This is a genomic window from Staphylococcus sp. IVB6181 (assembly GCF_025561445.1).
Taxonomy (GTDB): domain Bacteria; phylum Bacillota; class Bacilli; order Staphylococcales; family Staphylococcaceae; genus Staphylococcus; species Staphylococcus simulans_B.
The window spans coordinates 1,772,349-1,786,273 of record NZ_CP095096.1 but is presented as its reverse complement, the minus strand read 5'-3'; the positions used below and the strand labels follow the sequence as shown (position 1 = coordinate 1,786,273).

Below are 13,925 nucleotides of genomic sequence, written 5' to 3'. Positions count from 1 at the left end.
AATGAGTTTACTTTCAAAAACAAGAGAATTGAATACACTGTTGCAAAAACATAAAGGAATTGCTGTTGACTTTAAAGACGTTGCGCGAAAAATCAGCGAGGTTACTGTAACAAACGTATTTATTGTTTCACGCAGAGGTAAAATTCTTGGCGCAAGCTTAAATGAATTGCTTAAAAACAGTCGAATCAATCAAATGTTAGAAGACCGCCATATCCCAGCTGAATATACTGACAAATTAATGGATGTTAAACAAACTGAATCAAATATCGGAATCGATGATGAGTTATCTGTATTCCCTCCGGAAAACAGAGATGCATTTATCGACAGCAAAACAACAATCTTCCCAGTACTTGGCGGAGGTGAGCGTTTAGGTACGTTAGTACTTGGACGTGTAACAGACGGCTTTGACGAGAATGATTTAGTCTTAGGCGAATATGCGGCTACTGTATTAGGTATGGAAATCTTACGTGAAAAACACAGCGAAGTCGAGCAAGAAGCACGCGATAAAGCTGCAATCAACATGGCAATTAATTCATTGTCTTATTCGGAAAGAGAAGCTATCGAGCATATCTTTGAAGAACTTGGCGGCAAAGAAGGTTTATTAATCGCATCTAAAGTTGCAGACCGTGTCGGCATTACAAGATCAGTAATCGTTAACGCATTGCGTAAATTAGAAAGTGCTGGTGTGATCGAGTCTCGTTCACTTGGTATGAAAGGTACTTTCATCAAAGTTAAGAAAGAACAATTCTTAGATGAATTAGAAAAAACGAAATAATCGTTGATTAACTGACAACTTAACTTTTAAATATTGCTTTATGCAGAGCAATATGTTATATTTAATGACGGCTATAGAGCCGATAACGCACATAAACTGCTGAAATGCAAAGGGTGCGATGTGATATTCGTCGTTTTTGTATGAGCGGTTTATGGAGGAAAATAACCAAATTGGAGGATTTTAATCATGGCAGTAATTTCAATGAAACAATTGCTAGAAGCAGGTGTTCACTTCGGTCACCAAACACGCCGTTGGAACCCAAAAATGAAAAAATATATTTTCACTGAAAGAAATGGTATTTATATCATCGACTTGCAAAAAACAGTGAAAAAAGTTGACGAAGCTTACAACTTCTTAAAACAAGTATCTGAAGACGGCGGTAAAGTCTTATTCGTAGGTACTAAAAAACAAGCGCAAGAATCTATCAAAAATGAAGCTGAGCGCGCTGGTCAATTCTACGTTAACCAAAGATGGTTAGGCGGAATCTTGACTAACTACAAAACAATCTCTAAACGAGTTAAACGTATTTCTGAAATTGAAAAAATGGAAGAAGACGGCTTATTCGAAGTATTACCTAAAAAAGAAGTAGTTGAAATCAAAAAAGAATACGACCGCTTAATCAAATTCTTAGGTGGTATTCGTGATATGAAATCAATGCCTCAAGCATTATTCGTAGTTGACCCTCGTAAAGAGCGCAACGCAATTGCTGAAGCACGTAAATTACACATCCCGATCGTAGGTATCGTTGATACTAACTGCGACCCAGATGAAATTGATTACGTAATTCCAGCAAACGACGATGCTATCCGTGCCGTTAAATTATTAACAGGCAAAATGGCTGACGCAGTCTTAGAAGGTCAACAAGGTGTTTCTAACGAAGAAGTAGCTGCTGAACAAAACATCGACTTAAACGAAGATGACAAAGGTGAAGCAAAAGAAACTGAAGAAACTTCTGTTGAATCAAACTAAGAATAATTCAAAATGGGTGATAAGATCTAGAGGCTTATCACCTTTTTTTAAAAATAATATTAATAAAATTTGAAGATTATGTTGATGCACTTGACGTGCACAGCATGAATTTTGAAAATAAAAGAATAATCAGATATTGCAAGTTTAAAGCAGGGCAAATAGAGTTATATTTATACAGAGAACTGATATACTACATTTGACTGATTATATTATGTTATATAAATGGAGGAAAATTGAATGGCACAAATTACAGCTAAATTAGTTAAAGAATTGCGCGAAAGAACTGGCGCAGGTATGATGGATTGTAAAAAAGCATTAGTAGAAACTGATGGCGACATTGAAAAAGCAATCGACTACCTACGTGAAAAAGGTATTGCTAAAGCTGCTAAAAAAGCAGACCGTATCGCTGCTGAAGGTATCACTTATGTTGGAGTTGAAGGCAACGATGCTGTAATCGTAGAAATCAACTCAGAAACTGACTTCGTAGCACGTAACGAAGGATTCCAAGAGCTAGTTAAAGAAATCGCACAACACATTCTTGAAACTAAACCAGAATCAGTTGAAGCATTGTTAGAAACAAAATTAGCTACAGGCGACACTGTTTCTGAACGTATCAACAAAGCAATCTCAACTATCGGTGAAAAATTAAGCTTACGTCGTTTCGCTATCAGAACTAAAGGCGACAACGATGCATTCGGTGCATACGAACACATGGGCGGCCGTATCAGCGTATTAACTGTAGTAGAAGGTACTACTGATGCTGAAGCTGCTAAAGACGTTGCAATGCACATCGCTGCTATCAATCCTAAATATGTTTCTTCTGACCAAGTAAACGAAGAAGAACTTGCACACGAAAAAGAAGTATTAAAACAACAAGCATTAAACGAAGGCAAACCAGAAAAAATCGTTGAAAAAATGGTTGAAGGCCGTTTACGCAAATATTTACAAGAAATTTGTGCAGTTGACCAAGACTTCGTTAAAGATCCAGACGTTACAGTTGAACAATTCCTTAAATCAAAAGGCGGTAAATTAACTGACTTTGTACGCTATGAAGTAGGCGAAGGTATGGAAAAACGTAGCGAAGACTTTGCTGATGAAGTTAAAGGACAAATGAAATAATAATCTATTAAAATGTTGAACAAGAAAGAAGACACCCTTGTATATCTATATAAATGCACACATTTGTATTGGACGTACCGCTATGTGTCTTCTTTACTTGTATCACATACATATTTTTACTATAGAGAGGATAAGAAAATGGCTGAAACTTCTAAATACAATCGCGTTGTCTTGAAATTAAGCGGAGAAGCACTAGCAGGAGATAAAGGATTCGGTATTAATCCGATTATTATTAAAAGTGTTGCAAAACAAATTGCAGAAGTCGTAGAATTAGACTGTGAAATCGCAGTCATTGTCGGCGGCGGCAATATTTGGAGAGGTAAAACTGGCAGCGACTTAGGTATGGATCGCGGAACTGCTGACTACATGGGTATGTTAGCAACAGTAATGAATGCATTAGCACTTCAAGACAGTTTAGAACAACTTGACTGTGATACACGTGTATTAACATCAATCGAAATGAAACAAGTTGCAGAACCTTATATTCGACGTCGTGCAATCAGACACCTAGAGAAAAAACGTGTTGTAATTTTTGCTGCAGGTATTGGCAACCCTTACTTCTCAACAGATACAACAGCTGCATTGCGTGCGGCTGAAGTAGAAGCTGATGTAATTTTAATGGGTAAAAATAATGTTGACGGTGTTTATTCAGCTGACCCTAAAGTTGATGAAAATGCTGTAAAATATGAGCATTTGACATATATTCAAATGCTGCAAGAGGGTCTTCAAATCATGGACTCTACAGCTGCATCATTCTGTATGGATAACAATATTCCGTTGAATGTGTTCTCAATTACTGAAGAGGGTAATATTAAACGTGCAGTAATGGGAGAAGAAATCGGAACAACAATAACTAAATAAATTTGAGGTGTAAGAAAGATGAGTGACATTTTAAGCGAAACGAAATCAAGAATGAAGAAATCAGTTGAAAGTTTATCACGTGAATTAGCTACAATCAACGCAGGTCGTGCTAACTCTAACTTATTAGCAGGCGTTAATGTTGATTACTACGGTGCACCAACACCAGTACAACAATTAGCGAGCATCAACGTACCTGAACCGCGTTTATTAGTAGTATCACCATATGATAAAACTTCATTATCTGATATTGAACGTGCGATCAACGCAGCTAACTTAGGTGTAAACCCTACAAGCGATGGAGAAGTAATCCGCATTACTGTTCCGGCTTTAACAGAAGAACGCCGTAAAGAATTAGTTAAAGACGTTAAAAAAATGGGTGAAAACGCTAAAGTTTCTATCCGCAACATTCGCCGCGACAGCAACGACGAATTGAAAAAAGATGAAAAGAACGGCGACATTTCTGAAGATGAATTACGTACATTAACAGATAAAGTTCAAAAAATCACTGACGATTCTATCAAAGAAATCGAACAAGTATTAGAAGATAAAGAAAAAGACATTATGTCTGTTTAATTCATTGAAATTATCTTAACTGGAAAAGTTAAAAATAATGTGACAAAAACTGTACCAACTCAGACTTTGGTACAGTTTTTTAATTGTTCTATTCATTGCGTTTAACGAGTGTGATAAAATGATAGATAATTGCATGAATAATCTATTATAATGTAACAGAGATAGATTGAGCTCGGAGGATAGACCATGTTTAAAAAGCTAAGAAATAAAAATCAATCTGAAAGCGAGAATTATCATTCAGAATTAGATTTACATAATATACCCGAACATATAGCGATTATCATGGATGGTAATGGCCGTTGGGCAAAAAAACGTAAGATGCCAAGAATTAAAGGGCATTATGAGGGAATGCAAACCATCAAGAAAATTACAAGAGCAGCAAGTGATATAGGCGTGAAGTATTTAACTTTATATGCCTTTTCTACAGAAAATTGGTCCCGTCCTGAACAAGAAGTAAACTATATCATGAATCTGCCTGTCAATTTCTTAAAAACCTTTTTACCTGAGTTGATAGAGAAAGATGTGAAAGTGGAAACAATCGGTTTTACGGATGATTTACCAGAATCAACGTTGAAAGCAATCAACCACGCTAAAGAAAAGACAGCTGATAATAAAGGTTTGAAATTGATTTTCGCGATCAATTACGGCGGCAGAGCAGAAATTGTCGATAGTGTTCGTCGAATGTTTGATGATATGGTCAAACAAGGATATAATAGCGAGGATATCACTGAAGCAACAATTCACGATTATCTGATGACAAGCAACTATCCTGATCCTGAATTATTAATTCGTACATCAGGCGAACAACGTATCAGCAACTTCTTAATCTGGCAGATTTCGTACAGCGAATTTATTTTCAATCAGAAATTATGGCCTGATTTTGATGAAAATGAATTGTATGATTGTATTAAGATTTATCAAAAGAGACAACGTCGTTTCGGCGGGCTATTATAATTATAAGGTAGGAGTAAAATATGAGAGTTAGAACGGTCACGGCAATTATTGCCCTAATCATCTTTTTACCGATTTTAATCATCGGCGGACAAGTACTCATGTACTTTTCATTTTTACTAGCATTTATCGCATTAAAAGAATTACTAAATATGAATAAAATCCGTTTTATTTCTATACCTGGGATTATCAGTGCACTGGCTCTGGTCATAATTATGCTGCCGCAAGGATTAGGTTCATGGGTATTAGCTGTTCAGTTAAAAGGGCTCATTATTATGAGTTTTGTCATTTTAAGTTATACTGTGACATCAAAGAACCGTTTCAGCTTTATAGATGCTGCCTTTTGTTTAATGGCTGTCGCATACGTAGGAATAGGGTTTATGTACCTTTACGAAACACGTGAAGAAGGTTTAGCTTATATCTTATTTGCATTCTTAGTAGTATGGACAACAGACACTGGCGCATACATTTTCGGCCGTACATTAGGAAAGCATAAACTTTGGCCTGTCATCAGTCCGAATAAAACGATTGAAGGCTTTATCGGCGGTGTGCTTTGCAGCTTATTAGTCCCTGTTATCATGCAGATGTTTATCGATTTCCCGGTTAATATTGTGCTGATGCTGGCAATCACAATCGTATTAAGTATGTTCGGACAACTGGGCGACCTTGTAGAATCTGGTTTCAAACGCCACTTCGGTGTGAAGGACTCAGGAAGAATTTTACCGGGTCACGGCGGTATACTCGATCGCTTCGACAGCTTTATGTTCGTCTTACCATTATTAAATATTCTATTATTGCAAAATTAAAAAGTGAGGCATGCGACAGTGCAAACAATCTTACATCGTTTGCTTGAGGCATGCCTCTTTTCTGTTTCATGCCGTTTATTCATTGTATGTTCGGATGAATTTGATTAAAATGATTTTATGAAACTATAGAAACAAGACTAAAAAGGTTACATAGACGATGTACCAATTTATTAAGTAGGAGTGGCCAACTTTGCTAATAACATTATTATCTTTTATTATCGTATTCGGTGTTATTGTCTCAGTCCATGAGTATGGTCACATGTTCTTTGCGAAACGTGCAGGAATTATGTGTCCCGAATTTGCGATTGGCATGGGACCTAAAATATTCAGTTTTAGAAAAAACGAAACATTATATACTATTCGACTATTGCCGGTCGGCGGTTATGTCCGCATGGCTGGAGACGGACTGGAAGAAGCGCCTGTTGAACCAGGCATGTCTGTCAAAATCAAATTAAACGACAAAGACGAAATTACACATATTCTGTTAGATGATCAGCATAAATTCCAACAAGCAGAAGTCATCGAAGTGAAGAAAATTGATTTCAAAGATGAAATGTATGTTGAAGGGATTACATCTTATGACGATGAACGTCATCGCTTCCATATTGCGAAAGAAGCTTATTTCGTGGAACACGGCAGTTTGATTCAAATTGCGCCGAGAAACCGCCAATTTATGCATAAGAATCCATTACAGAAGTTTTTAACACTTTTTGCAGGACCATTATTCAACTTCCTATTAGCAATCGTGATTTTTATCGGTTTAGCTTATTATCAAGGTACGCCGAATAATGTGATTAAATCTGTTGAAGATCATACGCCGGCACAAGAAATAGGATTAAAACCGGGGGATAAAATTGAGCAGATCGGTGATCATAAAATCGAGAAGTTCAAAGACATTAAAAATGCTTTAGAGGAAAATAAAGACAAGAAAATAACAATTGCTTATGAACGTGAACGCGACGGTAAGCAGCATAAGGCTGAATTCAAACCGAAAAAAGTAACACAGAAAACTTCCAAAACGACATCTGAAACTTTTTATATCTTAGGTTTCCAACCTGATAAAGAACATTCTTCGCTAACAGCACCGCTTGTATCCGGAGTTGAACAATTCTTTAAAGCAGGAACATTAATCTTTACAGCGATTGTCGGCATGATAGCCAGTATCTTTACAGGCGGCTTCTCCTTTGACATGTTAAATGGACCAGTAGGTATCTATCATAATGTTGATACTGTCGTAAAAACTGGTATCATTAACTTGATAGGATGGACAGCCTTATTAAGTGTCAACTTAGGATTAATGAACTTATTGCCGATACCTGCGTTAGATGGCGGAAGAATACTCTTTGTATTATATGAAGCGATCTTCAGAAGACCTGTAAACAAAAAGGCCGAAACTTATATTATCGGTGCAGGGGCAATTTTTGTGATTATTATTATGATATTAGTAACATGGAATGACATACAACGTTATTTCTTATAAGAAACGGAGGACCTTAGTTTTATGAGACAGTCAAAAGTATTTATACCAACGATGAGAGAAGTGCCGGCAGAAGCTGAAGCTTTAAGTCATCAGTTATTGCTGAAAGCAGGATTAATCAAACAAAGTACAAGCGGGATTTACAGCTATTTGCCGCTGGCTACGCGTGTACTGAACAATATTACATCAATTATCAGAGAAGAAATGGAAAAGATTGATGCGGTAGAAATTTTAATGCCCGCATTGCAGCCTTCAGAATTGTGGGAAGAATCAGGTCGTTGGGATGCTTATGGCAGTGAATTAATGCGTTTGACAGACCGTAACGGCCGCCAATTCGCATTAGGACCAACACACGAAGAAGTTGTTACTTTTATCGTACGTGATGAATTAAAATCTTATAAGCAGTTGCCATTAACATTGTTCCAGATTCAATCTAAATTCAGAGATGAAAAACGTCCGAGATTCGGTTTATTGCGCGGCCGCGAATTCATCATGAAAGATGCGTATTCATTCCATGCTGATGAAGCGTCATTAGATGAAACATACCATGAAATGTATGATGCATACGGCAGAATCTTTAAACGTGCAGGTATTAATGCACGTCCGGTAGTCGCAGATTCAGGCGCAATCGGAGGCAGCCATACACACGAATTTATGGCACTGAGCGAAATCGGTGAAGATACAATTGTATACAGTGAAAACAGCGACTATGCCGCTAATATTGAAAAAGCAGAAGTTGTTTACGAACCGAACAATGATCAAGAAGCATTGCTTGAGTTGGAAAAAGTAAAAACGCCTAATGCGCATACTGCACAAGAAGTAGCGGATCTGCTTAATCGTCCGCTTGATCAAATTGCGAAATCTATGGTCTTCAAAGTAGATGGAGAATTTATTATTGTTTTAGTACGCGGTCATCATGAAATCAACGATGTGAAATTAAAAGCATACTTCGGTACAGACAACATTGAACTTGCAAGCCAAGATGAAATTGTTAATCTTGTCGGTGCTAACCCAGGTTCAATCGGACCGATTCAAGAAAAAGGTATTAAAATCTATGCGGATAATTTCATTCAAGAAATTTCTAACTTAGTTGTCGGCGCGAATGAAGATGGCTACCACTTCATTAATGCAAATCCTGAACGCGACTTTAACGTAGAAGCATTCGGAGATTTCCGCTTCATCCTTGAAGGTGAAGCATTAAGCGACGGCTCAGGCGCCGCGAAATTCGCAGAAGGTATCGAAGTCGGCCAAGTGTTCAAACTAGGCACGAAATACTCAGAAGCAATGAATGCGACATTCTTAGACAACCAAGGCAAAGCACAGCCATTAATCATGGGCTGCTACGGTATTGGTGTTTCAAGAACATTAAGTGCAATCGTTGAACAAAACAATGATGACAATGGTATTATCTGGCCAAAATCAGTAACACCATTTGAAGTTCACTTAATCACAATCAATCCTAAAAAAGAGGACCAACGTGAATTAGGCGATCAGCTTTACAGCGAATTGCAGTCTTCTTTTGATGTGTTATATGACGATCGTAAAGAACGTGCAGGCGTTAAATTCAACGATGCAGACCTTATCGGTATTCCAGTTCGTGTTGTTGTAGGTAAACGTGCTGCAGAAGGTATTGTAGAAGTGAAACGCCGCGATACAGGCGACAGCGACGAAGTGGCTGCGTCAGAATTGCTTGATTATGTTAAAGATTTATATGCACAAATCTAATTGCATTGATAAAAGGGTCGAGGTACATAAGTACTTCGGCTTTTTTGTTATATACATAGCAAAACAGTTCATAGATTTTAAGAATGGATGAAAATTTGGTATAATATTTTAGAACTTCAGAACGTAAGAAAATTCAACCGCGTTTTTAGAACGTGGTTCAAATTTTTCGTTTAACATGGGTGTTATGCGTACACACCCTGACAAAGCTGCAGCCCTGAATCCTATGAAAGATGTAATAATAACTAAGGTGGTAATTGTCTTGGCAATGACGAATCAAGAAAAATTTAAAGTGCTGGCTGATCAGATTAAAATAGCAAATCAGCTGGAGACAGATATATTAGAAAAAAGTGAATTGAACCGCATTGATGTGTCGCAAAAAGAACGCACATGGCTCTTTCAAATTACACTGCCTCGTTTCCTCTCTTATGAAGACTACATGTTATTTACACACGCATTGATTGAAGAATTTAAAGAAATCGCAACGATTGATTGGCAATTTGTGGTTGAAGATACACAAAGCCAAGATGAATTTGCGATGAAATATTTCAATCATTGTATTGATCAAACACGCTTGTCTCCAAAAGTAAAAGGACAATTAAAACAAAAACGTTTAATCATGTCAGGCAATGTATTAAAAGTAATGGTTTCAAATGATATAGAACGTGATTATTTCCATAAAGCTTGCAACGGCAGCTTAGTCAAAGCATACAGACAATGCGGCTTTGACGTTAATAAAATTATCTTTGAAACAGATATTGCAGATCATGATAATGAATTAGCATCGCTTGAAGCTTATATTCAAGAAGAAGATCAGCAAAGTGCCAAAGAAGCGACAGAAAAACTAGAAAAAATGAAAGCTGAAAAAGCTAAACAACAAGATAATAACGAAAGTTCAGTGGACAAATGTCAAATCGGTAAACCAATTCAAGTGGACAATGTTCGTTCGATTGATTCGATTATTGAAGAAGAATTCAAAGTCGCAATCGAAGGTGTTATCTTTGATATGAATATCAAAGAATTAAAAAGCGGACGCCATATTGTGGAATTGAAAGTAACCGACTATACAGACTCGCTTGTGCTGAAAATGTTTACGCGTAAAAACAAAGATGATTTAGATCACTTCAAAGCGTTAAGCGTCGGCAAGTGGGTACGTGCACAAGGCCGTATAGAAGAAGATACATTCGTTCGCGACTTAGTAATGATGATGTCTGATATTGAAGAAATCAAAAAGACACCTAAACAAGATAAAGCAGATGAAAAACGTGTAGAGCTGCATCTGCATTCTGCGATGAGTCAAATGGATGGTATTAATCAAATCGGCGATTATGTAGCACAAGCTGCGAAATGGGGTCACCCTGCGATTGCGGTGACAGACCATAACGTGGTACAAGCTTATCCGGATGCATTCAGCGCTGCAGAAAAGAACGGCATTAAAATGATTTACGGTATGGAAGGTATGCTTGTGGATGATGGTGTACCGATTGCTTATAATCCGACAGACCGCAATTTAAAAGAAGCAACTTATGTTGTATTCGACGTCGAAACAACTGGACTTTCTAACCAGTACGATAAAATTATCGAGTTAGCTGCGGTCAAAGTACATGACGGAGAAATCATTGATAAGTTTGAACGTTTCAGTAATCCGCATGAACGTTTGTCTGAAACGATTAAGAATTTAACACATATCTCTGATGAAATGCTTGTCGATGCACCTGAGATAGATGATGTACTGACAGAATTTAAAGAATGGGTCGGAGATGCAATCTTTGTAGCGCATAATGCTTCCTTCGATATGGGCTTTATTGATACAGGCTATGAACGTGCAGGACTTGGCAATTATACGAACGGTGTTATTGATACTTTAGAATTATCACGTACGATTAACACAGAGTTCGGTAAACACGGCTTGAACTTCTTAGCTAAGAAATACGGTGTAGAACTGACACAACATCACCGTGCCATTTATGATACCGAAGCAACTGCTTATATCTTTATGAAGATGTTGAAACAAGTAGATGAATTAGGCGTTAAGAATCATCAAGATATCAACCAGTCTCTATCTAATGAAGATGCATATAAACGTGCACGACCAAGCCACGTGACGATTTTAGTTCAAAACCAGCAAGGACTTAAGAACTTATTCAAAATTGTCAGCGAGTCTTTAGTCACATATTACTATCGTACACCGAGAATTCCGCGTTCGTTATTAGACGAATACCGCGAAGGTTTATTAATCGGATCTGCTTGCGATGAAGGTGAAGTCTTTACTGCAGTGATGCAGAAAGATCAATCTCAAGTAGAACGTATTGCGAAATACTATGATTATATTGAAGTACAGCCGCCTGCGTTATATCAAGATTTAATCGATAGAGAATTAATCCGCGATAATGAAACGATGGAAGAGATATACCAACGTTTGTTAAAGGCAGGAGAAGCGGTTAATATTCCAGTCGTTGCGACAGGGAATGTGCACTACTTAAATGAACATGACGGCATTGCACGTAAAATTTTGATTGCCTCTCAACCAGGCAACCCGTTGAATCGTTCTACTTTGCCAGAAGCGCATTTCAGAACAACAGATGAAATGTTAGATGCGTTTCATTTCTTAGGCGAAGAGAAAGCAAAAGAAATCGTAGTCGATAATACTAATAAAATTGCGGATATGATTGAACGTGTCGTACCGATTAAAGATAAATTGTATACACCGCGTATGGAAGGTGCGAATGAAGAGATTCGTGAAATGAGTTATAACAATGCTCGTAAATTATACGGTGACGATTTACCGCAAATTGTGATTGACCGACTTGAAAAAGAATTGGAAAGTATCATCGGTAACGGATTCTCTGTTATCTATCTGATTTCGCAGCGTCTGGTTAAAAAATCACTAAATGACGGCTACTTAGTAGGTTCTCGTGGTTCTGTAGGTTCTAGTTTCGTTGCGACGATGACTGAGATTACAGAAGTAAATCCATTACCGCCGCATTATATTTGTCCTAAGTGTAAAAAAAGCGAATTCTTTAATGACGGGTCTGTCGGTTCTGGATTCGACTTACCAGATAAAAAATGCGAATGCGGCGCTGAAATGATTAAGGAAGGCCAAGATATTCCGTTCGAAACGTTCTTAGGATTTAAAGGGGACAAAGTACCTGATATCGACTTGAACTTCAGCGGGGAATATCAGCCAGAGGCCCATAACTATACGAAAGTGCTGTTTGGTGAGGATAAAGTATTCCGTGCAGGTACAATCGGTACGGTTGCTGAAAAAACAGCTTTCGGTTATGTTAAAGGATATTTAAATGACCAAGGTATTCATAAGCGCGGTGCTGAAGTAGACCGCTTAGTTAAAGGCTGTACAGGTGTTAAACGTACAACTGGACAGCACCCGGGCGGTATTATCGTAGTTCCTGACTATATGGATATTTACGATTTTACACCTATTCAATATCCGGCTGATGATCAATCTTCAGCATGGATGACAACACACTTCGACTTCCACTCGATTCACGATAACGTGCTTAAACTTGATATACTGGGACACGATGATCCGACAATGATCAGAATGCTTCAAGATTTATCTGGTATTGATCCTAAAACAGTACCAGTCGACGATAAAGAGACGATGCGTATTTTCAGTACGCCAGAATCGTTAGGTGTCAGCGAAGAGGATATTATGTGTAAAACAGGTACGTTCGGTGTACCTGAGTTCGGTACAGCTTTCGTGCGTCAAATGCTGGAAGATACAAAGCCGACAACGTTCTCAGAGTTGGTTCAAATCTCTGGATTATCACATGGTACTGACGTATGGTTAGGCAATGCGCAAGAATTAGTACGTTCAGGCACATGCGACTTATCTGGTGTTATCGGTTGTCGTGACGATATTATGGTGTACTTGATGTATGCCGGATTAGAACCATCGCTTGCCTTCAAGATTATGGAGGCAGTTCGTAAAGGTAAAGGCTTGCAAGAAGAATGGGAAGAAATTATGAAGGCCAATGATGTACCGGATTGGTATTTGGATTCATGTAAGAAAATCAAATACATGTTCCCTAAAGCCCATGCGGCAGCCTATGTATTGATGGCAGTACGTATCGCTTATTTCAAAGTGCATTATCCATTGTATTATTATGCGTCATACTTTACAGTTCGTGCTTCTGATTTTGATTTATTAACGATGATTAAAGATAAAGAAGGAATTAAAGCAACTGTTAAAGATATGTATTCTAAATATATGGAACTGGGCAAGAAAGAAAAAGACGTCTTGACTGTGCTTGAAATCATGAATGAAATGGCGCATCGCGGTTTCCGTATGCAGCCGATTAGTTTAGAAAAGAGCCAAGCTTTTGAGTTTATTATTGAAGGGGATACATTAATCCCGCCGTTTATTTCAGTGCCGGGATTAGGTGAAAACGTAGCAAAACGTATTGTTGAAGCGCGTAATGAAGGACCGTTCCTTTCAAAAGAAGACTTGAATAAAAAGGCTGGCTTATCTCAAAAAGTCATTGATTATTTAGATGAACTTGGTTCATTGCCAGGTTTACCTGATAAAGCACAATTGTCTATTTTTGATATGTAATGACCAAGAAAGTGTTAATTGGGCTTCAATTGGCATTTCAATACGCTCTGTGTTATAATAATAGTGCGTAAAAAATGAACTTTAGTCACAAAGAGT

10 protein-coding genes are annotated in these 13,925 nt (G+C 37.7%); all 10 read left to right on the top strand.

Features of this window, described 5'->3' with window-relative positions; genetic code table 11:
• Position 1 precedes the first annotated feature (1 nt).
• The 10 genes from codY to MUA90_RS08625 all read left to right on the top strand — a co-directional run bounded on the left by codY (position 2) and on the right by MUA90_RS08625 (position 13,829).
• On the top strand, positions 2-775 hold the full coding sequence (gene codY, locus MUA90_RS08670) for a GTP-sensing pleiotropic transcriptional regulator CodY (RefSeq protein WP_114603485.1): 774 nt from the start codon (positions 2-4) through the stop codon (positions 773-775).
• Positions 776-961: 186 nt separating this feature from the next.
• The gene (gene rpsB, locus MUA90_RS08665) at positions 962-1,744 is read left to right on the top strand and encodes a 30S ribosomal protein S2 (protein ID WP_105992967.1); all 783 of its coding nucleotides are present in this window, start codon (positions 962-964) and stop codon (positions 1,742-1,744) included.
• A gap of 237 nt (positions 1,745-1,981) precedes the next feature.
• The gene (tsf, locus tag MUA90_RS08660; RefSeq protein WP_105992966.1) at positions 1,982-2,863 is read left to right on the top strand and encodes a translation elongation factor Ts; all 882 of its coding nucleotides are present in this window, start codon (positions 1,982-1,984) and stop codon (positions 2,861-2,863) included.
• Positions 2,864-3,001: 138 nt separating this feature from the next.
• A complete protein-coding gene (gene pyrH, locus MUA90_RS08655) occupies positions 3,002-3,724 on the top strand; it encodes a UMP kinase (RefSeq protein WP_105992965.1) in 723 nt (240 codons plus the stop codon).
• 18 nt (positions 3,725-3,742) lie between these two features.
• On the top strand, positions 3,743-4,297 hold the full coding sequence (gene frr / locus MUA90_RS08650; RefSeq protein ID WP_105992964.1) for a ribosome recycling factor: 555 nt from the start codon (positions 3,743-3,745) through the stop codon (positions 4,295-4,297).
• 186 nt (positions 4,298-4,483) lie between these two features.
• The gene (locus tag MUA90_RS08645) at positions 4,484-5,251 is read left to right on the top strand and encodes an undecaprenyl pyrophosphate synthase (protein ID WP_105992963.1); all 768 of its coding nucleotides are present in this window, start codon (positions 4,484-4,486) and stop codon (positions 5,249-5,251) included.
• 20 nt (positions 5,252-5,271) lie between these two features.
• Positions 5,272-6,054 carry a phosphatidate cytidylyltransferase gene (locus MUA90_RS08640; RefSeq protein WP_105992962.1) on the top strand — a complete coding sequence of 261 codons (783 nt, stop codon included), beginning with the start codon at positions 5,272-5,274 and terminating at the stop codon, positions 6,052-6,054.
• Between the two features lie 190 nt (positions 6,055-6,244).
• Positions 6,245-7,534 carry an RIP metalloprotease RseP gene (gene rseP, locus MUA90_RS08635; RefSeq protein ID WP_262586322.1) on the top strand — a complete coding sequence of 430 codons (1,290 nt, stop codon included), beginning with the start codon at positions 6,245-6,247 and terminating at the stop codon, positions 7,532-7,534.
• 21 nt (positions 7,535-7,555) lie between these two features.
• The gene (locus MUA90_RS08630; protein WP_262586320.1) at positions 7,556-9,256 is read left to right on the top strand and encodes a proline--tRNA ligase; all 1,701 of its coding nucleotides are present in this window, start codon (positions 7,556-7,558) and stop codon (positions 9,254-9,256) included.
• A gap of 265 nt (positions 9,257-9,521) precedes the next feature.
• On the top strand, positions 9,522-13,829 hold the full coding sequence (locus MUA90_RS08625) for a PolC-type DNA polymerase III (protein ID WP_262588825.1): 4,308 nt from the start codon (positions 9,522-9,524) through the stop codon (positions 13,827-13,829).
• The last annotated feature ends 96 nt before the right edge of the window (positions 13,830-13,925 follow it).

Coding starts and splice junctions, on each gene's coding strand:
- codY (WP_114603485.1), top strand. CDS start 2: ATGAGTTTACTTTCAAAAACAAGAGAATTGAATACACTGTTGCAAAAA.
- rpsB (WP_105992967.1), top strand. CDS start 962: ATGGCAGTAATTTCAATGAAACAATTGCTAGAAGCAGGTGTTCACTTC.
- tsf (WP_105992966.1), top strand. CDS start 1,982: ATGGCACAAATTACAGCTAAATTAGTTAAAGAATTGCGCGAAAGAACT.
- pyrH (WP_105992965.1), top strand. CDS start 3,002: ATGGCTGAAACTTCTAAATACAATCGCGTTGTCTTGAAATTAAGCGGA.
- frr (WP_105992964.1), top strand. CDS start 3,743: ATGAGTGACATTTTAAGCGAAACGAAATCAAGAATGAAGAAATCAGTT.
- MUA90_RS08645 (WP_105992963.1), top strand. CDS start 4,484: ATGTTTAAAAAGCTAAGAAATAAAAATCAATCTGAAAGCGAGAATTAT.
- MUA90_RS08640 (WP_105992962.1), top strand. CDS start 5,272: ATGAGAGTTAGAACGGTCACGGCAATTATTGCCCTAATCATCTTTTTA.
- MUA90_RS08630 (WP_262586320.1), top strand. CDS start 7,556: ATGAGACAGTCAAAAGTATTTATACCAACGATGAGAGAAGTGCCGGCA.
- MUA90_RS08625 (WP_262588825.1), top strand. CDS start 9,522: ATGACGAATCAAGAAAAATTTAAAGTGCTGGCTGATCAGATTAAAATA.